This window comes from Actinomadura darangshiensis (assembly GCF_004349235.1).
GTDB lineage: Bacteria > Actinomycetota > Actinomycetes > Streptosporangiales > Streptosporangiaceae > Spirillospora > Spirillospora darangshiensis.
On the sequence record NZ_SMKY01000135.1, the window covers coordinates 1 to 22,710 of the forward strand.

General features: G+C 71.4%; 22 protein-coding genes. 12 read left to right on the forward strand and 10 right to left on the reverse strand.

Annotation, left to right across the window (positions count from 1 at the left end; translation table 11 throughout):
- The first annotated feature begins 180 nt into the window (after positions 1-180).
- From E1293_RS25960 to E1293_RS25970, 3 genes are all read left to right on the forward strand, one after another.
- A complete protein-coding gene (locus tag E1293_RS25960) occupies positions 181-486 on the forward strand; it encodes an ATP/GTP-binding protein (RefSeq protein ID WP_132200095.1) in 306 nt (101 codons plus the stop codon).
- A 21-nt stretch (positions 487-507) separates the two neighbouring features.
- Entirely contained in the window at positions 508-1,230 is a 723-nt protein-coding gene (locus tag E1293_RS25965; protein WP_132200096.1) for an alpha/beta hydrolase, read from the forward strand.
- A gap of 65 nt (positions 1,231-1,295) precedes the next feature.
- Complete coding sequence (locus E1293_RS25970) at positions 1,296-2,087, forward strand: alpha/beta fold hydrolase (RefSeq protein ID WP_243716546.1); 792 nt, start codon at positions 1,296-1,298, stop codon at positions 2,085-2,087.
- A gap of 16 nt (positions 2,088-2,103) precedes the next feature.
- Here E1293_RS25970 and E1293_RS25975 read toward each other — a convergent pair whose 3' ends face one another.
- The 3 genes from E1293_RS25975 to mce all read right to left on the reverse strand — a co-directional run bounded on the left by E1293_RS25975 (position 2,104) and on the right by mce (position 5,768).
- Positions 2,104-3,564, reverse strand: coding sequence for an AI-2E family transporter (locus E1293_RS25975; protein WP_132200098.1), 1,461 nt, complete (start codon positions 3,562-3,564; stop codon positions 2,104-2,106).
- Positions 3,565-3,663: 99 nt separating this feature from the next.
- A complete protein-coding gene (locus E1293_RS25980; protein ID WP_132200099.1) occupies positions 3,664-5,004 on the reverse strand; it encodes a DivIVA domain-containing protein in 1,341 nt (446 codons plus the stop codon).
- 329 nt (positions 5,005-5,333) lie between these two features.
- Positions 5,334-5,768, reverse strand: a complete 435-nt coding sequence (gene mce, locus E1293_RS25985; RefSeq protein ID WP_132200100.1) for a methylmalonyl-CoA epimerase — start codon at positions 5,766-5,768, stop codon at positions 5,334-5,336.
- 106 nt (positions 5,769-5,874) lie between these two features.
- Between mce and E1293_RS25990 the strand changes: the two genes are divergently transcribed.
- A complete protein-coding gene (locus E1293_RS25990) occupies positions 5,875-7,065 on the forward strand; it encodes an acetyl-CoA C-acetyltransferase (RefSeq protein WP_207939099.1) in 1,191 nt (396 codons plus the stop codon).
- 12 nt (positions 7,066-7,077) lie between these two features.
- Here E1293_RS25990 and E1293_RS25995 read toward each other — a convergent pair whose 3' ends face one another.
- The 3 genes from E1293_RS25995 to E1293_RS26005 form a co-directional block, all read right to left on the reverse strand.
- A complete protein-coding gene (locus E1293_RS25995) occupies positions 7,078-7,887 on the reverse strand; it encodes a hypothetical protein (protein WP_132200101.1) in 810 nt (269 codons plus the stop codon).
- A gap of 98 nt (positions 7,888-7,985) precedes the next feature.
- Positions 7,986-8,687, reverse strand: a complete 702-nt coding sequence (locus E1293_RS26000; RefSeq protein ID WP_243716548.1) for a DUF4230 domain-containing protein — start codon at positions 8,685-8,687, stop codon at positions 7,986-7,988.
- A gap of 35 nt (positions 8,688-8,722) precedes the next feature.
- Positions 8,723-9,520 (reverse strand): DUF2127 domain-containing protein, encoded by a 798-nt coding sequence (locus E1293_RS26005; protein ID WP_132200103.1) that lies wholly within the window; start codon positions 9,518-9,520, stop codon positions 8,723-8,725.
- Between the two features lie 120 nt (positions 9,521-9,640).
- Between E1293_RS26005 and E1293_RS26010 the strand changes: the two genes are divergently transcribed.
- A complete protein-coding gene (locus E1293_RS26010; protein ID WP_132200104.1) occupies positions 9,641-9,958 on the forward strand; it encodes a DUF3817 domain-containing protein in 318 nt (105 codons plus the stop codon).
- Here the strand turns inward: E1293_RS26010 and E1293_RS26015 are convergent.
- A complete protein-coding gene (locus tag E1293_RS26015; RefSeq protein WP_207939101.1) occupies positions 9,898-11,295 on the reverse strand; it encodes a hypothetical protein in 1,398 nt (465 codons plus the stop codon). The genes E1293_RS26010 and E1293_RS26015 overlap by 61 nt on opposite strands.
- Positions 11,288-12,163, reverse strand: coding sequence for an ATP-binding cassette domain-containing protein (locus E1293_RS26020; protein ID WP_243716552.1), 876 nt, complete (start codon positions 12,161-12,163; stop codon positions 11,288-11,290). Before E1293_RS26020 ends, E1293_RS26015 begins: the two co-directional genes overlap by 8 nt.
- A gap of 453 nt (positions 12,164-12,616) precedes the next feature.
- Here E1293_RS26020 and E1293_RS26025 point away from each other — a divergent pair, with 453 nt between their 5' ends.
- The 3 genes from E1293_RS26025 (at position 12,617) to E1293_RS26035 (ending at position 15,763) form a co-directional block, all read left to right on the forward strand.
- Entirely contained in the window at positions 12,617-13,552 is a 936-nt protein-coding gene (locus E1293_RS26025; protein WP_132200106.1) for a tetratricopeptide repeat protein, read from the forward strand.
- Between the two features lie 47 nt (positions 13,553-13,599).
- Positions 13,600-14,259 carry a cytidylate kinase-like family protein gene (locus tag E1293_RS26030; protein WP_132200107.1) on the forward strand — a complete coding sequence of 220 codons (660 nt, stop codon included), beginning with the start codon at positions 13,600-13,602 and terminating at the stop codon, positions 14,257-14,259.
- Between the two features lie 100 nt (positions 14,260-14,359).
- A complete protein-coding gene (locus E1293_RS26035; protein ID WP_132200108.1) occupies positions 14,360-15,763 on the forward strand; it encodes an NAD-dependent malic enzyme in 1,404 nt (467 codons plus the stop codon).
- A gap of 9 nt (positions 15,764-15,772) precedes the next feature.
- On the opposite strand, the gene E1293_RS26040 is transcribed toward E1293_RS26035, so the two are convergent.
- Positions 15,773-16,381: a hypothetical protein gene (locus tag E1293_RS26040; protein ID WP_132200109.1), complete on the reverse strand. Its 609-nt coding sequence runs from the start codon at positions 16,379-16,381 to the stop codon at positions 15,773-15,775.
- Between the two features lie 160 nt (positions 16,382-16,541).
- Here E1293_RS26040 and E1293_RS26045 point away from each other — a divergent pair, with 160 nt between their 5' ends.
- The 4 genes from E1293_RS26045 (at position 16,542) to E1293_RS26060 (ending at position 20,417) form a co-directional block, all read left to right on the forward strand.
- The gene (locus E1293_RS26045) at positions 16,542-17,117 is read left to right on the forward strand and encodes a YqgE/AlgH family protein (RefSeq protein WP_132200110.1); all 576 of its coding nucleotides are present in this window, start codon (positions 16,542-16,544) and stop codon (positions 17,115-17,117) included.
- 10 nt (positions 17,118-17,127) lie between these two features.
- Positions 17,128-17,397 carry a DUF3039 domain-containing protein gene (locus E1293_RS26050; RefSeq protein WP_132200111.1) on the forward strand — a complete coding sequence of 90 codons (270 nt, stop codon included), beginning with the start codon at positions 17,128-17,130 and terminating at the stop codon, positions 17,395-17,397.
- A gap of 281 nt (positions 17,398-17,678) precedes the next feature.
- Positions 17,679-18,629, forward strand: coding sequence for a zinc metalloprotease (locus E1293_RS26055; RefSeq protein ID WP_243716550.1), 951 nt, complete (start codon positions 17,679-17,681; stop codon positions 18,627-18,629).
- 36 nt (positions 18,630-18,665) lie between these two features.
- On the forward strand, positions 18,666-20,417 hold the full coding sequence (locus E1293_RS26060) for a DEAD/DEAH box helicase (RefSeq protein WP_207939102.1): 1,752 nt from the start codon (positions 18,666-18,668) through the stop codon (positions 20,415-20,417).
- A gap of 51 nt (positions 20,418-20,468) precedes the next feature.
- On the opposite strand, the gene E1293_RS26065 is transcribed toward E1293_RS26060, so the two are convergent.
- Complete coding sequence (locus tag E1293_RS26065; protein ID WP_132200114.1) at positions 20,469-22,247, reverse strand: hypothetical protein; 1,779 nt, start codon at positions 22,245-22,247, stop codon at positions 20,469-20,471.
- Positions 22,248-22,710: the final 463 nt, after the last annotated feature.

Sequence of the window (22,710 nt, forward strand, 5' to 3'; positions counted from 1 at the left end):
GACCTCGCCCGTGCTCGCCGGTGCTCGCCCGCCACCATTCAACGGACGAGCACGGGCGAGCACCGGCGAGCACGGGCGAGGTCCGCTCGATGACCGTCCTCGGGCCCCCAGCCCGCCGGACGAGCACGGACGAGCACCGGCGAACACGGACGAGTTCCGCTCGATGAATATGCTCGGAGTATGAGCCCCCGCAAGAATCGCCGCACCGTCTCTGGACGCCCCCCGGCGGGCGGATCGTGGGTTCAGGAGACCGAGGACGGGCCGGACGGCGAGTGGATCGTCCGGCCGATCGCCGGGGCCAACGCGACCAAGGCGTACCGGTGCCCTGGCTGCGACCAGGAGATCGCACCGGGCGTGGCGCACGTCGTCGCCTGGCGCGCGGGGGACGCCGGCGACGACCGCCGGCACTGGCATCGCCCCTGCTGGCAGGCCCGCACCCGCCGCTCCCCCCGCGTCCAGCGGTCCCGCAACGCACCGCGCTACTAAACCGCGCTACTAAGGAGACTCATGGCGGAGATCAGGGCGGCTTCGGTGCTGCCGGCGCGGCGTGAGGAGATCACGTTGCACACGTCCGACGGGCTGGAGCTGGTCGGGGAGCTGGCGCTGCCGCCGGAGCGGCCGCCCGTGGCGACGCTGGTCTGCCTGCATCCGCTGCCGACGGCGCAGGGGATGATGGACAGCCACGTCCAGCGCAAGGCGTCCTACCGGCTGCCCGCGCTCGCCGACCTGGCGGTGCTGCGGTTCAACACGCGGGGGACGGCGTCGCCGCGCGGGACGAGCCAGGGCGAGTTCGGCGAGGGCGAGACCGAGCGTTTCGACGTGGCGGCGGCGCTGGAGTACACCGAGTACCACGACCTGCCGCACCCGTGGCTGCTCGGCTGGTCGTTCGGCACCGAGCTGGCGCTGAAGTGGGGGCGCGACCCGCTGGTCGAGGGCGCGATCCTGCTGTCGCCGCCGCTGAAGCGCGCGGGCGACGCCGACCTGGACGCGTGGGGCGCCGACGGGCGGCCCGTCGTGGCCCTGGTGCCGGAGTTCGACGACTACCTGCGTCCGGCGGAGGCGCGGGAGCGGTTCAAGCGCGTCCCGCAGGCCGAGGTGATCGGGGTGGACAACGCCAAGCACCTGTGGGTGGGCGAGCCCTATGTCCGGATCGTCCTGAACGAGATCGTCAAGCGGGTCGCGCCGGCCGCCTACCCGCTCCCCACCGAATGGGACGAACCAGACGGATAGCATCGTTCGCGGCCGATCGCGGCCACTCCCGCCACAAGGCCGCGATAGCGGGTAACCATGACCGAGTGACGGTGCAGCTGTACGCACGAGACGTCGGAAGCGGCACGCCGCTCGTCCTGCTGCACGGCTTCCCGCTGTCCTCGGCGATGTGGCTCGCCCAGCGCGAGGGCCTCGCGGGCCGGTTCCGGGTCATCACCCCTGACCTGCGCGGATTCGGCGGGTCCGTGCTCGGCGACGACGAGCCGTCCATCGACGCGATGGCCGACGACGTCGCCCGCGCGTGCCGCGGCATCGGCGTCCGGCGGGCGGTGATCGGCGGGCTGTCCATGGGCGGGTACGTGGCGATGGCGCTGTGCCGGCGGCATCCCGACCTCGTTCTCGGGCTGGTGCTCGCCGCGACCCGCGCCGCCGCCGACACCGCGCCCGTCCGGGAGAACCGGCTGCGGCAGGCCGAGCGGCTGGAGATCGAAGGCACCACCCGGGTCCTCGCGGACGAGGTGCTGCCCGGTCTCGTCGGCCCCACCACCTACCGGCAGCGGGCGCTGATCTACGGGCGGGTCCGCGGTCTCGTCCAGGCCACCCCGCCGCACGCCGCCGCGTGGGCGCAGCGCGCCATGGCCGGACGGGACGACGCGTTCGGCACGCTCCGCGGCGTCCGGGCCCCCGCCCTCGTCATGGTCGGCGACGAGGACGAGCTGGCCACCGAGGACGAGGCCCGCGCCATGGCCGACGCGCTGCCGAACGCCGAGCTGCTGGTCATCCCGCGCGCCGGGCACCTGTGCGCGGTCGAGCAGCCGGACCTGTTCAACCAGGCGGTGGCGGAGTTCGCCGCCGCCCTCGCCCGCACCGCGCACTAGACCCCTGACATGGCGCTTACAAGGTCTCCTGGCGCGGCACGACGACCTCGCGGATCAGCAGCGAGATCGCCGCCGCCGTCGGGATGGCCAGCAGCGCGCCGACCACGCCGAGCAGCGCCGCGCCGACCAGCGCGGCGACGATCGTGACGGCCGGCTGGACGTCCACGGTCCGCTTCATGACCCGCGGATAGACCAGGTAGTTCTCCACCTGCTGGTACACCACGTAGAAGATCGCGCAGATGATCAGATCGGTGGTGCTCCCGGTCAGGAACGCGACCAGGCACACCACGATCGCCCCGATCGTGGCGCCGATCAGCGGGATCAGGTCGGTCACCGCGACGATCAGCGCCAGCGCGAGGGCGTACTTCACCCCGACGATCGACAGGAAGATGTAGGACGACAGTCCCGCGATGAACGCGATCGTGAACTGCCCGGCGACATAGCCGCCGATCCGGTCGAGGATCTCGTCGCCCAGCAGGGCGACGCGGGCTCTTCGGGTGCGCGGTGCCAGCTGGTAGAAGAACGTCTTGATCTGCGGCAGCGAGCTCATGAAGTAGAGCGTCAGGATCAGGATCGTGACCGTCTGGAAGACGCCGTTGATCGCGACCTTGCCGATGCCGGTGGCGGTGTCGGTCAGCCCGTTCTGGAAGTCGGGGCTGTTCACCGCCTTCTCGGCGCGGTCGAGCAGGCCGTAGCGCTTGTCCCAGTCGGCGAGCGTCTCGTTGCTCTGCAGCTGCTGGACGTACTCGGGGATGTTCTTGCGCAGCTCGGTGACCTGCTCGGTGACCGGCTGGACGAGGGACGCGACGAACCCGGCGAAGAACAGGATCACGACCAGGAACACCGAGGCGACCGCCGCGCTGCGCGGCAGCCCGAACCTGCGCAGCCGCTCCACCGCCGGGTTGAGCCCGACCGCGAGGAACATCGCCACCACGATCATCACGATCACGGACTTGGCGTTCGTCGCGGCCTTCACCAGCATCCAGGCGGTGATGACGCCGAGTGCCGCGGTGAACCCGAACACGAACGGGTGCGCGCGGCCGAGCGGCTGACCGGGCCGTCCGAACGGGAACAGCTGGTCGACGCCCGCCTCGCGCCTGCGCTGCTCGACGTCGTGCGCCGGGTCGGGCGCGCCGGGCTCCGGCGCCACCGGGTCGGCGGCCTGCGTCGTCGCCGGGAGGGTGACCGGGGCGCCGGTCGCCGGGTCGCGTTCCCCCACGGGCTCCTCGATCTCCTCGGGCCGCAGCGCACCGCTGGGTGCGACGGCGTCGTCCTGCACGTCCTCCTCGGGGGACGCGGGCTCCGGATCGGCGGTGTCGTCGTCGCCGGAGTTCGGGTCCGCGGACGCGGACGCCGGCTCCGCCGCGTCATCGTCGTCACCGGGCCAGGCCGGCGGGGGGACCTTGCGGCCCGTCGCGGGCCGCCCCGTGCCGGACGCCGGCTCCGGCCCGTCCTCGTGGGGGGTCTCGTCGGGCACGCCGCTCTCCTTCGGTCCTGCGCCTACGGGTGTGAGACGAAGGAAAGCCCGGAGGCGTTTCACCGCCTCCAGGCTTTCCTCGCGTCAACCGTCAGACGGTCACTCCTGCCACCAGTCTTCGTCGTCCTCTTCGGACTTCTTGGCGGCCGGTGCCTGCTTGGCGGGCGCGGCCTTCGCGGCCGGCTGCGGCTGCTGCTGCTTCGGCTGGGCCTGCTGTGCGGGTGCCGGCGCCGGCTTCGGCTCGGCGGCCGGGATCGCGGCCTTCTCCGGGGGCGCGGCGATCTCGGCGTCGCCCATCGTCGGCGCGACGCCGCCGATGAGCTGGCGCAGCTGGTTGAGGTGGCTGGTGATGCTGTCGCGCTGCCGGGTGAGCTCGTCGACCTGCCGCTGCGCCGCCGTCCGGACGCGGTCGGCCTCGGACTTGGTCTCGGCGAGCAGCTGCTCGGCCTGACCCTTGGCCTCGGCGATCACGTTGTCGGAGTTCTTGCGGGCGTTGGCCATCAGCTGCTTGGCGTGCGAGTCGGCCTCGCGCCGGGTCTGCTCGGCCTGCTGGGTCGCCTTCGCGGCCCGCTGCTCGGCGGACGTGGCCCGCTGCTCGGCCTCGGCGACCAGCTTCTGGGTCGCGGCCTGCGCGGCGGAGTGGCGCTCGGCGTCCTGCCGGTCGGCCTCCTCGCGGCGGGCGGCCAGCTGGATCTCGAACTCGGCCTCGGCCTGGGCGCGCTGGGCCTCGCTCTCCTCCAGGATGCGCTGCGCCTGCGCGCGCATCTCGTCGGCCTGCCGCTTGGCCGTGGTGAGGATCTCGTCGCGCTCCCGCTTGGTGGACGCGCGCAGCTGCGCGACCTCGCGCTCGGTCGTGGTCCGCAGCTTGGCGATCTCGCGCTCGGCGGCGGCGCGCTTCTCGGCGACCTCGTGGTCGGCGGTGGCGCGCAGCTTGGCGACCTCGCGCTCGGTCGTGGAGGTCAGCTCGTCGGACTCGCGGTGGGCGGAGGTGCGCACCTCCTCGGCCTCGCGCTCGGCCGCGTTCCGCATGTCGTCGCCCTCGCGCTGGGCGTTGGCGCGCAGCTCGGAGGCGTCGTTCTCGGCGGTGGCGCGCTGCTCGGCGGCGTCGACCTTGGCGGCGGCCTTGATCTCGTTGGCCTCGGACCGGGCCGCCTGGACGAGCTCGGTGGCCTGCTCCTCGGCCAGCCGCAGCAGCTGCTCGATGCGCGCGCCGAGACCGGAGTAGGTGGGACGTTCCTGCTCCTGCAGCTGACGGTGGGCGTCCGACAGCTCCCGCTGCAGGGCCGAAGTCTGCTCGCGGGTCTGCCGCACCTCGTTGTCGAGCGTCTTGATGTGCTCGTCGACCTGGTGCCGGTCGTAGCCGCGAAGCACCACGTCGAACTCGCGCGGGGGCGTGTCTTCAAAGAAGTTGCTGAGCTGGGCGTCGATGTCGGACTGCATGTGGCTCAATCCTGATGTGACGGGGCTACGGGTGGTTCCGGGGACCGGTTGATCGCCTGACATGAACGGGCGCAGTGCCCCAGACCTCTTCCGGCGAATGAAGCGTACTCCGGACACTGCCGTGTTGGGGGCTCATCTTGACGCGCTGCGTGGAATGTCCCTTTTGTTCGGGCGTGCGGCAAGCCTACGGCCGCCCAGGTGTCAGGGGTGCAAATACACCAGATGTGTCTGAACGGTCACAGAGCGGCGGTCCGTGCCCCGCCGCCCGTGACCGTGATATCGAACACGTCACGATCCGGTCGCGCCCGCGCACCGCCCGGCCAGCAAGATCATTCCGCCGCCGGGCGCTTCTGCACCAGCTCGGTCAGGACGCCGTGGCAGTCCTTCGGGTGCAAAAAGTTGATCAAAGATCCCATGGATCCGTTGCGCGGCGCGTCGTACAGCACCCGCACGCCCTTGCCGGCGATCTCCGCCGCCTCGCCGGCGACCGTCCCGTCCGTGCCGAACGCGATGTGGTGGACGCCCTCGCCGTTCTTCTCCAGCCACTTGGCGACCGCCGAGTCGTCCCGGATCGGCTCGATGAGCTGCAGGTAGCTGGCCGCGCCGTCGCCCGTCTCGTTGATCTTGAGCATGCACTCCCGGACGCCCTGCTCCTCGTTCACCTCGAAGTGCGCGTCGGTGAAGCCGTAGGTCGCCTTGTAGAACTCGGCGGTCGCCTCCAGATCGCGGCAGGCGATGCCGATGTGGTCGATACGGGTCAGCATGGGCGTTACTCCCTCTCCGGCGGCCAGGCGGGGGCGAACGGAACCGAACGCCGCTCCCCTGGGTATCGTGGCAAACGTCGCCGCAGCACCCCTTGGAGGCCCCCACATGAGCGCATCGTCCGTGATCGTCGCCGGAGCGCGCACCCCCGTCGGACGCCTGATGGGCTCGCTGAAGGACTTCTCCGCCGCCGACCTCGGAGCGCACGCGGTCAAGGCGGCGCTGGAGCGGGCCGGGGTGTCCGGCGACCAGGTGCAGTACGTGATCCTCGGCCAGGTGCTGCAGGCCGGCGCGGGCCAGATCCCGTCCCGCCAGGCGGCGGTCAAGGCGGGCATCCCGATGAGCGTCCCGTCCATCACGGTCAACAAGGTGTGCCTGTCCGGGCTGGACGCGATCGCGCTCGCCGACCAGCTGATCCGCGCGGGCGAGTTCGACATCGTCGTGGCGGGCGGCATGGAGTCGATGACCCAGGCCCCGCACCTGCTGCCCAAGTCGCGCGGCGGCTACAAGTACGGCTCGGTCGAGGTCCTCGACCACATGGCCCACGACGCGCTCACCGACGCGTTCGACGGCGTCTCCATGGGCGAGTCGACCGAGTCCTACAACGCCAAGCTCGGCATCTCCCGCCAGGAGCAGGACGAGTTCTCCGCCCGCTCCCACCAGCGCGCCGCCGAGGGCATCAAGAACGGCGTGTTCGACGACGAGATCGCCCCGGTCGAGATCCCCCAACGTCGCGGTGAGCCGATCGTGTTCTCCGCCGACGAGGGCGTGCGCGGCGACACGACCGCCGAGGGCCTCGGCAAGCTGCGCCCCGCCTTCAGCAAGGACGGGACGATCACCGCGGGCTCGGCCTCGCAGATCTCCGACGGCGCCGCGGCCGTCGTCGTGATGTCCAAGGCCAAGGCCGAGGAGCTCGGCCTCACCTGGCTCGCCGAGATCGGCGCGCACGGCAACGTCGCCGGCCCCGACAACTCGCTCCAGTCCCAGCCGTCCAACGCCGTCAAGCACGCCCTCGGCAAGGCGGGCCTCACCGTCGACGACCTCGACCTCATCGAGATCAACGAGGCGTTCGCCTCCGTCGGCATCCAGTCGATGCGCGACCTCGGCGTCGGCCCCGAGAAGGTCAACGTCAACGGCGGCGCCATCGCGGTCGGCCACCCGGTCGGCATGTCCGGCGCCCGCATCGCCCTGCACCTGGCCTACGAGCTGAAGCGCCGCGGCGGCGGCACCGGTGCCGCCGCCCTCTGCGGCGGCGGCGGCCAGGGCGACGCGCTGATCCTCAGCGTCCCGAAGCCGTAGCGCACCCGGCCATCACCGGTCCGCGGGGCGGAGCAACTTCGCGCGCAGCCTCGAGCCGGGTTCGATCCCCGCCTTGGACAAGGGGCGCCAGTCGTGCTGCTCGTTGAGCTCCCGCCGGGCCCAGGCCGTGCCGATCTCGGTGTGGGTACGGCCCGTCCCGGCATCCTCAAGGACCCAGGACTTGTTGTAGGAGTGGACCCTGACGGAGGCCGCGATCGCGAAGTAGACGTTGTCCAGCAGATCCCCCACGGTCGTGGAGTCGGTGACGGGGAAGATCAGCGGAAAGCGCGCGAGGCCGGCGTCGATTTCGCTCAGATCCACCTCGATGACGCGCTGCTGGAAGTGCTCGCGAGCCATCTTGACCGCCTCGTCCACCACGGACCGTCCGGCATCGCCAGGGTCCTCGGCACTGGAGACTCCCGTGCCGGACGCCGCCGCGACGACCAGCGCGGGATCGACGACCTTCTCGAACGCCGAGCGCATGGCGGCCTCAAGGTTCTCCAGGCTCCGGTCGGTGGCGGTGGAGACGGTCGCGGCGTACTCGTGCCCGTGCTGCTGGAGGTCCTTGAAGATCCCCTCGTCCTCGTAGTCGCCGGGCGCGTACAGGACCCACGGCTTCTTCCAGAGGATGCGGAAGAACACGCCGGCGACCCCGCTGGGGAAGAGCACCGCGAAGACGGCGAGCAGCGCCTGGATCCAGCCCGTGGCCTGCGTGGTCACGACTCCGATCGTTACTTCCGTGAGCCCCAGGAACAGGGAGATGATCCACAGCGGGTTCATCACCCGGGGGGACGCCTTCACGGGTGACGGTGGGTGTCCCATCGCTTCCTCTCCGTCGCCTGCGTGGGACGCCATTGTGCAGTGCCCTCGCGTCGTCCGTTCGCGGGTTGCCGATAGCGGTCAGCGGTCCGCGGCGGAGCTCACTGGGCTTCGGGGGCGATGGTGACGGTCTTGAAGCCGAGGGCCTTGAGCATGTTCTCCAGCATCGACTTGGTGTTGGCGTCGGCGCGTTCCTTCAGGCCGCTCTGCGCGGCGGCCGTCTGGATCTTCTGGGACGCCAGGACGTAGAGCTGCTGCTGGTTGTTCGGGTTCGAGCTGAAGAAGTCGCCGAAGCGGTCGAGGAGGCCGCGTTCGGTGGCGTAGACGTAGCTGTGCTTCGAGTCCAGGTTGGTCTGCTCCAGCTGCGCGCGGGGGAGCGTGATGGTCGCGGACGTCCGGTCGGCGTTGACCTTCACGGCGCCCGAGCCGAGCTGGGAGAAGTCGACGTAGGCGTCCACGGAGCCGTTGCCGACGAACAGGGTCCGCTTGCCGCGCAGCGAGGACGGCAGGAACTTGGCGTCCTTCTCCAGATCCACGACGACCTGGAAATTGCCGCTCGCCGCCTCGTAGCGGTGCAGGTCGCGGATCGACTTCAGCAGGACGGGCCCGCTGCGGTCCTTCGTCTCCTCGCCGAACGGGTTCAGCCAGCCGGGCAGCCCGCGCAGCGCCTGCTGCGCCACCAGCACGAGCGCGATGGTGGCGACGACGAGCACGACGGGGGTGAGCAGGCCGCGCCCTGGGAGGCGGGACCGGCGGGGGGACGACTTGCGGGGCGCGTCGTTCTTCGGTTCCGAGCGAGCCATGTACGGGGACATTCCCGGCAGGAGCGTCCGCTACCTCACCCCGCCGGTTCGGGCTCGGCGGCGGCCGGGCGCCGCAGGTCGGATTCGTGCGTCGCCAGCTCCACCTCGATCAGCGACTCGCTGCGAAGATGCGCCTCGTGGGCGGCCCGCCCGCCCCGCACGCCGAATAGCCGTTTGGTGACGACGATGTAGACGATGAGACCGATATTGAGCACCAGCGCGCCGATCCGCAGCACGGTGACCTTCTCCACCAGCTCGTAGATCTCGATCGGCAGCCCGAAGCACGTCGCGACGACCGCGAAGTACTCGCCCCAGCGCTGCAGCAGCCAGAGCCCGACGGCCTCGATGAGCTCGATCGCGCCGTACACGATCAGGCCGACGGCCAGCCAGCGCAGCGTCCGCGCGTCCAGGTCGAAGACGTGCCGGATGGACGTGATGACCTTGGAGTGGTCGAGGTCCCAGCCGAGCTGCTCGGCGAGCGGGCGCAGCAGCGGGACCTCCTTCTCGAAGATCCGCTCGATCGAGCCGCGGCTGCCGGCGAACCGCCACACCCCGTACGCGGCGACCAGCACGATCAGGCCGCGGATGCCGCGCTCGACCGCGAAGAACCGCATGATGAACGCGTCCCGCAGCTCCCGGCCGCGCTTGACCAGCGGCGCCCGGTCGGCGGGCCCGGCGCCGTTCGGCTCGCCGTGCACGTACGTCCCGCACCGCAGGCAGCGCCACGCCGCGCCGATGGGGGACGGGACGACGAGCCGCTCGCGCAGCGCCTCCTCGTCCGGCGCGTAGGTGATGTGGCCCTTGCGGGCGCAAGTCAGCAGGCTCCAGTCCACGCGGAAACAGTAGACGTCCGGAAGGCGGGTGAACGTCACGGTTCGTACACGACCGTGTGATCAACGCCATAGGGCGGGCGGAAACCGCGGGCGGGCCCGCGCCGTTGGCGGGGTGTGGACATGATTCGTGTTTTCCGGTTCGTCTCCGTCGCGGAGGCGATCTCGTTCCTTCTCCTGCTGCTGGTCGCGATGCCGCTGAAGCACGCCGCGGACATGCCGGCCGGCGTGCAGCTGATGGGCCCGGTGCACGGAGTCCTGTTCATGGCCTACGTCGGCCTTGTCTTCCTGGTCCGCACGCCGCTCCGCTGGGACGCCGGGCGCACGGTCCTCGCCCTCGGCGCGGCCGTCCTGCCGGTCGCGCCGTTCTTCGTCGAGCGCTACTGGGCCAGGCCCGCCGCCCCCGTCGCCGAGCCGGAGCCGGCCGGACGGGGCGTCTGAACTTCTGCGTGGCCGTGGCCGGCTGGGGGTCCGCCGCGGTCACGCAGAGGACTCTTCGTGTCGAGGGCGCTGCGCCGGGAGTGGTGCTTCCTGCCGCGGTGGGGCGTCCGGAAGTCCTCCGGGGTGAGCGCGCAGGCGCGGTACTCGGCGTAGTGAAGCCGCAGCCAGGCGCGGCGCCGGTGCTCGGTCCAGGACGCGAACCGCCGCGCGGTGCGCGTGTCGGAGACGGCCGGGGGATCGTCGCCGAGGAGCCAGGCGTCGACCATCGCACGGTAGCCGCCGGGTGACGTGCACGCCGCGGCGTCCTTGAGCCCGTCGCTGATCTGCCGGACGGCCCGGACCGCGTAGCCGGGGGAGAGGTCCTCGTCGAGGTGGACGGCGGCGACACCGTCCGCCACCGTGACGGGCGCCCACCCGGGACGCTGCTCGACCCGCGTGAACGCGCCGGGCGTCCCGGCCAGGCGCGCGGCGAGCGGGGTGGCCGCCTCCATGAGGCGCGGCAGTGCGTCGCGCAGCGCGGGGTGGACGCAGATGGTCAGGGGCCACCGCCGGCACACCGGCTCCGCGGGCACGCGCGCGATGGTCGCCGTGGAGTCGTGTAGGCCGAGCGTGGCGGACGTGGTCGCGGCCAGGGCGGCGGCCAGGGGAAGGACGATCAGGAACCGCCGCGTCACCCACACCACGTAGGCGAGGATCAGCGCGGTGGTCAGCCCGGCCGCCCAGAGCACCTGGTAGGCGAGCACCCAGGGACGCAGGGTGGTGAACAGGTCGATGTGGGGGAACGCCGCGGGCGGAAGGAGGCTCCACCACGACATGCCGGGGACGCGTAGCGCCGCCCACAGGGACGTCACGGCGAGGACGAGGGCCGCCGTGGCGCGGTGCGGGACGACGCGTCCCGTCAGGTAACCGGCGACGACGTGCAGGACGAGCGCCCCCGCGCCCGCGGCCACGCCGAGCGGATGCGGATTCCCGGCCTCCTCCTGGACGAGGGTGACGGCGACGATCAGCACCGTGACCGCCGCATAGGAGACCAGTGCCGCGGACGACAGCAGCAGGAGGTCGAACAGCACTCCGGTGGCGGGCGAGCGCGCCGTGAGGTCGCGCAGGTAGTCGAGCGGACGCTCCCGCACGGCCGCCCACGCGGAGAGCCCGGCGGCGACGGGGCCCAGGAACCGGACGGCGTTGACCAGCGCGACGACGGTGTTGTCCCAGTACGCGACCGACGGGGAGAGCGAGAGCCCCGCGGCCGCCGTCCCGACCGCCGTGAGGACCGGCACCGCGACGAGCAGTGCCGTGCGACGGGCGTCCAGCCGGAGCACCCGCCCGAGGTCAGACACCGGTGGCGCTCCGGGCGGGCGGCCGCCGCACCGCCCTGGCCGGCAGCGGCAGGGGGAGCTGGGGCAGCCTGAGGCGCGGCAGCGCCGGCCGGGCGGGGCGGCGCCCGGTCATCGCCTCGACGGGCTGCGGTTCGAGGACGCCCTGCGGCCCGGCGGACGCGCGCCGGTCGGCCGCGGAGCGGCCCCGGCGCGCGGTGGCCGAGTGCGTGGGCTGCCCGGCCAGCCGGCCGCGGGCGAGCGTGAACAGGCGGTCGCACCAGCCGGTGAGCGTGTCGGCGGCGTCGGCGGTGACGACCACGGTCGGCGCGAGCGAGCGCAGCACCGGGATCAGCTCCGCCATGGCGGCGGTGAGCGTCTGGCGGCCGGGGCCGTCGGCGCCGGTGGGCCATGGCTCGGCGGCGGCGCACAGGTCGCCGAACGGGTCGTCCAGGAGCACGAGGTCGGGTTCGTGGACGCACGCGGCGGCGAGCCCGGCGCGGAGCCGGACGTCCGGCGGCAGCAGCGCCAGTTCCGTCCCGGCGGCCTCGGTGAGGTCGAGCCGCCGGAGCATGGACCGGGCGGCGGACGCGCTCGTCCGCTTGTAGTAGGCCGCGTAGGCGACGAACTCGCCGGCCGTCATGCTCTCCGCGCGGGAGAAGCGGGCCGGCAGATAGCCGATTCCGGCCCGCGCCGCGCGCTGCCCGGCGGTGTTCGTTATGTCATGTCCGAGAATGTGCAGCACGCCGGCATTCGGCCGGCGCAAGGTCGCGAACGTGGCCAGCAGAGTGGATTTACCGGCACCAGGTGGACCGGCCAGGCCGACCACGCCTTCGGGCACGCCGAAGGTCACCGGGCGCAGGAGCCACCGCCCCCCGCGGCGGACACCCATTCCTCGGGCCACGATCGCGAAATGCTCCGCGATCACAGGTTCTTCCCCCCAGTTGCTCGCCGTGCGGTCGCGGCGGCCGGACGGTGCGCCTGCCGGACGCCGGTGGCCTCGGGTCCCCCAACCCGCCACGCGGAGCCCGCCGGGCCGGGCCGCCCTCGGGCGGCGCCGGCACCGGTCGCTTTAACCGGGCCGCGATGCATCGACATCGTGACTATAACCAAGCTTGGTGATGGCTGTCAGCAATCTTTTTGCCTTTACAGCGAGACGCCTGGATTCTTTGCCTACCGCACCGGACGAGAGAATTCAAAAAGGCGGAAGAATAACCGGAAATGCCGCGGACTCGGACGAGGCGGGCGCCCGGCCGGGGGCGGCGCGCTCCGCTGGGAGCGTACGGACGCACGGGCGGGCGCGGTCATGGGGCAGGATGGACCCATGCCTTCTCAGGACTTTTCGTTGCACGGGGCCATCGACCTGGGGGCGCGCCAGGCCGCGGCAAGGAAGCAGCAGGAACGCCGGACCCAGGGCGGCGGCCCGGCCCCGGCCGCGGCCGCGGCCGGCGGCCCGTACGTCGTCGACGTCACCGACGAGACGTTCAACACCGAGGTCGTGGACCGGTCGCAGTCGGTCCCCGTCCTCGTGGACTTCTGGGCCGAGTGGTGCGGCCCGTGCAAGCAGCTCGGCCCGATCCTGGAGAAGCTCGCCACCGAAGCGGCCGGCAAGTGGATCCTGGCCAAGGTCGACATCGACGCGAACCCGCAGCTCGGCGCGTACATGCAGCAGATGGGCGTGCGCGGCATCCCGTTCGTCGCGGCGGTCGTCGGCGGGCAGCTGCTGCCGTTCCTGAACGGCGCGGCGCCCGAGCCGCAGGTCCGCCAGGCCATCGACCAGCTCTTCGAGGCGCTCCGCGAGCAGGGCATCCTGCCGGACGCCCCCGAGGGCGAGCAGCAGCCCGCGGACGCCGCCGACGTCCCCGCCGAAGACCCGGTGTACGCCCAGGCCGAGGACGCCCTGCAGCGCGGCGACCTGGACGCCGCCAAGGCCGCGTTCGAGCGGATCCTCGCCGCCGACCCCAGGGACGGCCAGGCCAAGCAGGGCCTCGCCCTGGTGCAGCTGAGCCTGCGCGTGCGGTCGCTGGACGCCGAGCGCGTCCTCCAGGAGGCGAGCGAGAAGCCCGGCGACGTCCAGGCACAGGTCAGCGCGTCCGACGTGGAGATGGTGACCGGGCGCATCGACGACGCGTTCGACCGGCTGCTGGGCGCGGTGCGGCGCAGCGCCGGCGACGACCGCGACGCCGTGCGCAAGCACCTGCTGTCGCTGTTCGAGCTGCTGCCGCCGGACGACCCGCGCGTCGCCAAGGCCCGCCGCGGCCTGCAGTCCGCCCTGTTCTAGGGCGCGTGAGCCGTTCCTGACCGGCCCCCAGCGGGCATGGGACGGGAGTGAGCGCACGCGTAGTGACGATCTCGGCCGCGTTCGGCGCGGGCGGCGCGGCCGTCGGCCCCGCCGTGGCCGCCGAGCTCGGGCTGCCGTTCGTCGACCGTGCCATCCCCGCCCAGGTCGCGGGCGAGATCGGCTGCACGCTGGAGGAGGCGCTCGCCCACGACGACCGGGCCGAGAGCGGCATCGGCCGGATCCTCGCCGGCGCGGCCCGGCTGCCGACCCTCGCGCTGGGCATGGACGTCTACCTGCCGCAGAACGCGACCGTCCCGCCCGAGGAGTTCGTCGAGCAGACCGAGAGCGTCATCGCCCGGACGGCCGACCGCGGCGGGGGCGTGCTGCTCGGCCGCGCCGCCGCCGTCGTGCTGGCCGGGCACGAGGACGCGCTGCACGTCCGGCTGGACGGCCCGCGCGACCGGCGGCTGGCCCGCGCCGCCCGCGAGATGCCCGCTGAACGGGAACGATCTGGGGCGACCGGGACACCGGACCGCGCCGTGGAGCGTATGCTCGACGACAATGACCGCGCCCGTACGGCCTACGTGAAGCACTTTTACGGGGCCGACCCCGCCGATCCGCGGCTCTACCACCTCGTGATCGACAGCACGAGGCTGCCCGTGCACGCGACCGTCGAGCTCATCGCCGGCGCGGCCCGGGCTTTCTGAGTCACCGGGCGGGTTCCGGGCCGCGGCCCCCGGGCGCGCCGTTCCCGCCGGAGCGGCACGCGCGGGACGAGGGCAGACCCGGAGCAAGGGAGCAGTTGTCGTGGCGAGCGTGCCGAGCGTGTCGTACTCCATCACCGTCCGGCTGGAGGTCCCGGCGGGCGGCAGGGCCGTCAGCCAGATCACCCAGGTCGTCGAGAACGCCGGCGGCATCGTCACGGCCCTGGACGTCAACACCGCCGGCCACGAGACGCTGCGCATCGACGTCACGATCGCGACCCGCGACACCCAGCACGCCGAGGCGATCGCCGGCGCGCTGGAGCGGATCGAGTCCATCAAGATCCACAAGGTCAGCGACCGGACGTTCCTGATGCACCTCGGCGGCAAGATCGAGATGCAGTCGAAGGTGCCGCTGCGCAACCGCGACGAGCTGTCGATGGCCTACACGCCCGGCGTCGCCCGCGTCTCCCTCGCCATCGCCCGCAACCCCGAGGACGTCCGGCGGCTGACGATCAAACGCAACAGCGTCGCCGTCGTCACCGACGGGTCGGCGGTGCTCGGCCTCGGCAACATCGGCCCGGAGGCGGCGCTGCCCGTCATGGAGGGCAAGGCGGCGCTGTTCAAGCGGTTCGCCGGGATCGACGCGTGGCCGATCTGCCTCGACACGCAGGACACCGACGAGATCGTCCGGACGGTCCAGATCCTCGCCCCCGCGTTCGGCGGCATCAACCTGGAGGACATCTCCGCGCCGCGCTGCTTCGAGGTCGAGGCCCGGCTGCGCGGGCTGCTCGACATCCCGGTCTTCCACGACGACCAGCACGGCACGGCGATCTGCGTGCTCGCCGCGCTGAAGAACGCGCTGCGCGTCGTCGGCAAGGACATCGGCTCCGTCCGCATCACGATGGCGGGCGCGGGAGCGGCCGGCAGCGCCATCCTGAAGCTGCTGATGCACGCGGGCGCCCGCAACCTCGTCGTGTGCGACTACCGCGGCGCCGTCCACAAGGGCCGCGACGACCTCGACGACTCGCTCCGCTGGATCGCCGACCACACCAACGCGGGCGGCTACGACGGCGACCTGCGCGGCGCCGTGAAGGACGCCGACGTCTTCATTGGCGTCTCGGCGCCCGGCATCCTGACCGGCGACGACATCGGCACGATGAACGACGGGGCGATCGTGTTCGCGCTCGCCAACCCCGAGCCGGAGGTCTCGCCGGACGAGGCCCGCGAGCACTGCGCCGTCGTCGCGACCGGCCGCAGCGACTACCCGAACCAGATCAACAACGTGCTGGCGTTCCCCGGCGTCTTCCGCGGCCTGCTGGACGCCCAGGCCGACGGCGTCACCCTCGACATGCTCGCCGCCGCCGCCAAGGCCCTCGCCGAGGTCGTCACGCCGGACGAGCTCGGCCCCAACTACATCGTGCCGAGCGTCTTCCACCCGGACGTCAGCACCCGCGTCGCGGGCGCCGTCCGCGAGGCCGCCGGCGGCCGGCCCCGCACCGAGGCCTGACCGGCTCCGCTAGTCGGCCTTCTTGTCGGCGAACATCCGTTCCCGGCGGCGCGGCCAGATGCCGCCCCACCAGAAGATGATCGCGCCGGTGAGGATGACGGCGCCGCCGGTCGCGGCGCGGGCCCAGAGCACGTCGTCGGGGCCGGTGTGCGGCAGGCTGCTCGGCGGCGTCTCGCTGGGCGCGGCGCCGCCCGCCTTCTTGCAGTTCGCCTTGAGCGTGCCGCTCTCGATCCGCTTGTTCGCCCAGCGGACGGTGACCCGGGTGCTGCGGTCCTCGCGGAGCTTGACGGCGACCGTCCGGGTCTGGCCGGGGCCGATCGTGCCGGGGGCGGCGGCGGAGTCGTCGTTCTTCTCGATCGAGAAGTCCTCCTTGCGCGTCCCGGTGTTGCGGAGCCTGACGTTCGCGGTGCGGGCGGGGCAGGCCACCGACCCGATGCTGGCGGTCACCGGCTGCGTGGTCGGGGTCGGCGACGGCGAGGTGCCGGACGGGCTCGGACTCGCGGACGTCGAGCTGGCGGCCGGTGCCGCCGACCCGTCCCCGTTGAACAGGGCCGGGATCGCGATCAGCGCCCCGATCACGATGAACACGGCGGCGATGACGACCCTGGGCAACTGCATCGCTGTCCTCCCGGCGCGCACCAAGCGGCTGGCCGATGATCCTAGATCATTGTCGACCCAGGACCTTGTGGTGCCGATATCCCCATCGATAGGAATGCGTAACAGGCTAACGAGCCCTGGGACGTGCCGCCGGAGGTCCGGGCAACGCATGATGGAACGCATGGAAGACGGGATCAGGGTGGGGCTCCTGCTGGTGGCTACCCCTCAGCTGGAGGATCCGAATTTTCGGCGGAGCGTCGTCCTGCTGGTCGAGCACGACATGGACGGGGGAACACTCGGCGTTGTCCTCAACCGGCCGACCGAGGTACCGGTCGGCCGCGTGCTCGAACCGTGGGCCGAGCTCGTCACCGGACCGGCCGTGGTGTTCCAGGGCGGCCCGGTCGCGCTGGAGAGCGCGCTCGCCCTGGCCCGGCTGCCCGGCGAGGACGAGCCGCTCGGCTGGCGCGCACTGGACGGCGGCACCGAGGTCTCCCGCGTCGGCCTGGTCGACCTGGAGGCGCCGCCCGCGCTGCTGGCGGCCGAGCTGCTGCAGCTGCGGGTGTTCGCCGGGTACGCCGGCTGGTCGGCGGGGCAGCTGCACGCCGAGATCGAGGACGGCTCCTGGTACCTGGTGCCCGCCGAGGCCGGCGACGTCTTCGCCGGCGACCCTGACCGGCTGTGGCAGTCGGTGCTGCGCCGGCAGGGCGGCGACCTGGCGTTCGTCTCCACTTTTCCCGAGGACCCGACGCTGAACTAAGGTGAACGACGTGAGTACGAAGATCCTTCCCGACAGTGACACCCAGCAGGACGTCCGGCCGGACCTCTCGCACGGTGACGGCGACCACGAGCGGTTCGCCCACTACGTGAAGAAGCAGAAGATCACCGAGAGCGCGGTGACCGGCACGCCGGTGATCGCCCTGTGCGGCAAGGTCTGGGTGCCCAACCGGGATCCGAAGAAGTACCCGGTCTGCCCGGAGTGCAAGGAGATCTACGAGGGCATGAAGGCGGGCGGCGAAGGCGACAAGGGCGGCGAGTGACCGCCCGCTGAGCGGCGGCCGGGGCGCGCCGCCGATCTCGGCATGCGCGCATGCCCCGGCGACGCGTCGGCGGCACATGGGTCCCGCGGCACGACCGCGGGACCTCGGCGTTTCTGATCAACGGGGCGTTTCCGGCGAACGGGACGGCTCTGACAACGGGGCGTGTTAGCGGCGGACGGGGGTCCGGCGGGACGTCCCTGACAAACGGGGGATGAATGCGGCGGTTGGCCGGGGTTTCGGCATGCGCACTGATGGTCACGGCGTGTGCCGTATCGGGTTCGGTGAGTGATCGGGCGCGGGTGGGGGCCGCGCCGGCGGCGAAGGACGACGGGTGCGTCCACCACCTCGCCGCGCGGGCGGCGCGCCCCCGCGACCGGGCCGATCTCGGCCACGACCGGGTCACCGGCATGCTCGCCGACCTCCGCCGCACGCTCCTCGACCGGTACGGGACGTCCGGCGAGGGCCGTCTCGACTCAAGCCGCCGGGCGGCGAAGCGGCTCGTCGTGCCGGTGCGGTTCCACGTCCTCCACAGCGGACGCCAGGGCGGCCTGTCGAAGAAGGCCGTCAAGCGGCAGATATCCACGCTGAACGCCGCGTACGGCGGCAAGAAGGGCGGCGTGGACACCCGCGTGAGGTTCCGCCTGAAGAGCTCTGACTGGACGAACAGCGCCGCCTGGTTCTACCACCCGGAGCACTACGAGCGCCCCATCAAGCGGCGCCTTCGCAAGGGCGGGCGCGGCACGCTCAACGTCTTCACGGCCGCCGTGGGGACGGACGTGCTCGGCTTCTCCACGTTCCCCGAATGGTACCGGCGCGACCCGCGCATGGACGGTGTCGTCATCGACTACCGCAGCCTGCCGCACGGGTCGTTCACGCAGTTCAACCGCGGTTACACGGCCGTCCACGAGATCGGCCACTGGCTCGGCCTGATGCACACGTTCGAGGGCGGCTGCACCCCGCCGGGCGACGGCGTGGCCGACACCCCGTACGAGGCGGAGCCGGCGCAGGCGTGCCCGCGTTCCCGCGACACGTGCCCGCAACGGGGCCGCGATCCGGTGCACAACTTCATGGACTACGCGCACGACGCCTGCATGCGGGGCTTCACCGCAGGTCAGCGCAGCCTCATCCGGGATTCCTGGGCGGCGTACCGGGCGAAGGGGCACGGCCGCCATCGTGTGGATCTCGGCACACGTGAGGCGAGTGCGGCCCGAACTGTCGGTGGGGCTCGGTAGCCTTCGAGAACCGTGAACACCTTCGCCGCATCGAGCATGCCCCCCGCGTTCCCCGAGCGGGCCGCCTGGGGGACGGCGTCGTCCCTGCGCGCCTGGCAGGAGCAGGCGCTGGAGGCCTACTTCGGGACGGACGGCTCCGAGCCGGGCCCGCGCGACTTCCTCACCGTCGCCACGCCCGGCGCCGGTAAGACGACGTTCGCGCTCCGCCTCGCCCGCGAGCTGCTGGAGCGCCGGGTCATCTCCGCGATCACGGTCGTGTGCCCGACCGAGCACCTCAAGCGGCAGTGGGCCGAGTCGGCGGCGCGCGTCGGCATCAAGATCAATCCGGAGTACCAGAACGGCGACGGCCCGGTCGGCAAGGACTTCCACGGCGTGGCCGTCACCTACGCGACGATCGCCGCCCGTCCGGCGCTGCACCGCAACCGGACCGAGTCCCGCAAGTCCCTGGTGATCTTCGACGAGGTGCACCACGCGGGCGACGGCCTGTCCTGGGGCGACGCCGTCCGCGAGGCGTTCGAGCCCGCCACCCGCCGCCTCGCGCTGTCCGGCACGCCGTTCCGCACCGACATCAACCCGATCCCGTTCGTCCAGTACGACGAGGGGCCCGACGGCATCCGCCGCAGCCGGGCCGACTACACCTACGGCTACGGTCCCGCCCTCGCCGACGGTGTCGTCCGCCCGGTGATCTTCCTGGCGTACGCGGGCGAGATGCGCTGGCGCACCCGCGCCGGCGACGAGATCACCGCGACCCTCGGCGAGCCCCTCACCCAGGACCAGACCGCCCAGGCGTGGCGGGCGGCGCTCGACCCGAAGGGCGACTGGATCAAGCAGGTCATCGCCGCCGCCGACCGCCGCCTCACCGAGCTGCGCCGCGTCATCCCGGACGCGGGCGGCCTGGTCATCGCCACCGACCACGAGGCCGCCCGCGCCTACGCCGGGATGCTCAAGGCGGTCACCGGCCAGAGCGCCACGATCGTGCTGTCGGACGACCCGACCGCGTCCAAGAAGATCAGGCGGTTCACCGACACCGACGACCGCTGGATGGTCGCGGTCCGCATGGTGTCCGAGGGCGTCGACATCCCGCGCCTCTGCGTGGGCGTCTACGCCACATCAACGAGCACACCGCTCTTCTTCGCCCAGGCGATCGGCCGCTTCGTCCGCGCCCGCAAACGCGGCGAGACCGCCTCGGTCTTCCTCCCCTCGGTCCCGACCCTCATGGGCCACGCGGCCGACATGGAGGAGGAGCGCGACCACGTCCTCGACCGCCCGGTCCGCGAGGACGGCCTCGACGACGACCTCCTCGCCGAGGCCAACCGCGCACAAGACAACCCCGACGTCGGCGAAGAACTCCCCTTCGAGACGGTCGAGGCGTCCGCGACGTTCGACCGCGTCCTCTACGACGGCGGCGAGTTCGGCATGAACGCGCAGCCCGGCTCCGCCGAGGAGGAGGAGTACCTGGGCATCCCCGGCCTCCTCGAACCCGACCAGGTGTCGGCGCTGCTCCGCAAGCGCCAGGCCGACCAGATCGCCAACGAGCGCAAGCGCAAGACCGGCGACCCCCGCGAGGACCGGGCCGACCGCACCGCCGCCGAGGACATCGCCACCCTCCGCCGCGAGCTGAGCGGCCTGGTCGGTGCCTGGAACCACCGCACCGGCAAACCGCACGGCGTCATCCACACCGAGCTCCGCGCCGCCTGCGGCGGCCCCGCCATCGCCCAGGCCAGCGCCGACGACATCAGCAAGCGCATAGCCAAAATCCGAGAATGGGCCGCCAAACGCCGCCACTGATGATGTTCGACGTTTCGCCAGTGCCGGCGAGGCGGCGTCTCGGGGATCCGGTCAGCCTCCGATCAACCACCGCGGAATCGCCGATTCGATCAGAGGATCTTCGATCAGAGCGTTGTGCGCTTTCCACCTCGAAACCACTTCCTCCACAGACGTCCTCTGCATGAAACCGAAATACTTGCGTGTTCTGCCTTCGGTATCCGGCATCCGCTCGGGGAAGGTGAAGTGGCTGAGCGCCTCTTGTCGGCCCAGTGCATCTCGCGTGCCAAGACTGATCATCACATGGCCAAACGCGGATGCGTGACCGTTCGCGGTGAGATATTCACTCGTCGGATGGTCGAAAAAGATGAGATGTGCCGCGGGAATGTCGGGCCCGCCGATATGGGTGACCGGGTCGATGGTGAATTGGGTACGTCCGCCCGGTGCGAGAAAATCGCCAATTTTGCCAAAATACGCCGACCGGGCGGCCACCTCGTCGCCTGTCGCGCGATAGGTGTTCATTACCGTTTCTGCTATCTCGTCATGCCATTGCCTGAGCGTCGCCTTATCGACGCCATTGGCGCGGTAGGCGTTGTGCATCACAGCTTCCCAGCAGTTCATCGTGCTGGTCGGTCCAGGCTCGGGCCCATGGCCGTAGACCCACCGAACGAGATCATCGCGATAGCCCCACCTGGTCTTCTCTGGGAGCCTCCAGCCGTCAGCGGCCGTGGGTTCGAGACCGCCCCGCCATTGGTACCAACCGACACTCTCCAGCCCCTTTTCCAGGATCCTCTCCTTCAGCTCCTCGGGGTGGGGCGAGGGCAGGGCATTTTCCCTGGGCAGGTGGACATTGACCGGGTTGATTTCTCCTGCACCGCGCTTGACCTTGGTCACGGCTTTGACCCCACCGGCAGCGGTGAACAGTGACCCGATGTTCAACAGGCTCTGGGAGACCACGTAGCCGGGGCGGTCCGCCCACTCCCGCCAGGGGACGATAGAGTGACCCAATTCTGCCCATGCGTCCGAGAAATCGCCACGCTGCCCGGTCAGTGAACGCTCCAGACGGCCCAGGTCCGTGAGCATCCGGGGATAGTTGCCCTTGATGTTGTCCCACCACCGGCCGACGCCGGTGCGCCAGTACCAGCCGTTCTGACCGTGCAACCCGGCGAGGTCACCGAAAAAGGTGCCCATGACGTCACCGAACCCTGTGATTCCGTCCCGAACATCCTCATACCAGGGCTTGTCGTGCTCCTGCGGCGTACCCCATGGCGTCTTGACGTCCTTGGGTGCCTCACTCCAGCCGTACGCCTGGTCCCCACGGCGTTTGAACGCCGCATCCAGCGGGACGAAACGCGTGCCGCCGAAGATCGAAGTGATCTTGTTCGCACAGGCTCGTTCGGCGTCCTGGTACTGCGCCAGGGCCGCCAGCGCATCGTTGCTCAGCCGGTTGTTCTCCTCAACCCAATCCCCGTTGTCCCGCCAATCCCCGGGATCGCCGTCCCAATCACCATCGACCTTCGCACGGAAATCACGGGCCGTCGCTCGCAGCCCGTGCAACCGCGCGACGATCGGGCGGACCTCGTCCACAAAAGCCAGCAGGGCGTCCCCCACCACCGCCAGCTCGTTCTCGACCGCCCGGCCATGCGAGGCCACCGGCCTGGTCGCCCGCACCAATATCTCTGACTCGGGCGCCCGATAGACCTCCGCCAACCCCTGCCACGCCGCGTCCGCACCGCAACCCGCCCGCGCGACCGCACGGCCGTCCTTCTTCAACGCCCGCGCCGTGGCCTCCAGATCACCCAGATGGACTGACGGAGCCGGCATCGCCTCTGGATCAATCAACCCAGCCGACACGAACTCCCCGTTCTGGCGGCTCCAGGTGGAGGAATCCGCGGGAGGGGCACTGCGGTCGCCCCAACCTGAACCTGGAACAGGCATCTTGAATGACCGTCACGACAGGTCTCTATCGCATCAAACAAGCCCCGCACAAAACGTTCGATCGTGGAACCCATTCCTTCCCGGCGAGGCCGACGTACTCCACGTACTCTCCGAGCGCCTGCCCGATCGGTATGACGCCGGTGCGACACGCGCACGATCATTGTGATGCCCGGATCCCCGGCAGCCTTGATCCGGCCGCCGTCCGGATCATCATCCTAACCGGCGGCGCTGGTCAGAATCGGAGCCAACACCGCTCAGTTACGGCAGCTGTAATTTCGGTCCTGACCTGCGGTGATCATGGTGTGGTTTCGGCGTAGGTGTGCCAGGCGTGGTGGCAGGTTCGGGCCCGTCGCTGGTGGCGGCGGCGCCATAGCGACCA

Bases quoted from the DNA above. Each gene is read 5' to 3' on its own strand.
- E1293_RS25965 (WP_132200096.1), top strand. From the start codon at position 508: ATGGCGGAGATCAGGGCGGCTTCGGTGCTGCCGGCGCGGCGTGAGGAG.
- mce (WP_132200100.1), bottom strand. From the start codon at position 5,768: ATGCTGACCCGTATCGACCACATCGGCATCGCCTGCCGCGATCTGGAG.
- E1293_RS26045 (WP_132200110.1), top strand. From the start codon at position 16,542: ATGGAAGACGGGATCAGGGTGGGGCTCCTGCTGGTGGCTACCCCTCAG.
- E1293_RS26060 (WP_207939102.1), top strand. From the start codon at position 18,666: ATGCCCCCCGCGTTCCCCGAGCGGGCCGCCTGGGGGACGGCGTCGTCC.
- E1293_RS26010 (WP_132200104.1), top strand. From the start codon at position 9,641: ATGATTCGTGTTTTCCGGTTCGTCTCCGTCGCGGAGGCGATCTCGTTC.
- E1293_RS26040 (WP_132200109.1), bottom strand. From the start codon at position 16,381: ATGCAGTTGCCCAGGGTCGTCATCGCCGCCGTGTTCATCGTGATCGGG.
- E1293_RS25995 (WP_132200101.1), bottom strand. From the start codon at position 7,887: ATGGGACACCCACCGTCACCCGTGAAGGCGTCCCCCCGGGTGATGAAC.
- E1293_RS26000 (WP_243716548.1), bottom strand. From the start codon at position 8,687: ATGGCTCGCTCGGAACCGAAGAACGACGCGCCCCGCAAGTCGTCCCCC.
- E1293_RS26020 (WP_243716552.1), bottom strand. From the start codon at position 12,163: ATGGGTGTCCGCCGCGGGGGGCGGTGGCTCCTGCGCCCGGTGACCTTC.
- E1293_RS25990 (WP_207939099.1), top strand. From the start codon at position 5,875: ATGAGCGCATCGTCCGTGATCGTCGCCGGAGCGCGCACCCCCGTCGGA.
- E1293_RS25960 (WP_132200095.1), top strand. From the start codon at position 181: ATGAGCCCCCGCAAGAATCGCCGCACCGTCTCTGGACGCCCCCCGGCG.
- E1293_RS25980 (WP_132200099.1), bottom strand. From the start codon at position 5,004: ATGCAGTCCGACATCGACGCCCAGCTCAGCAACTTCTTTGAAGACACG.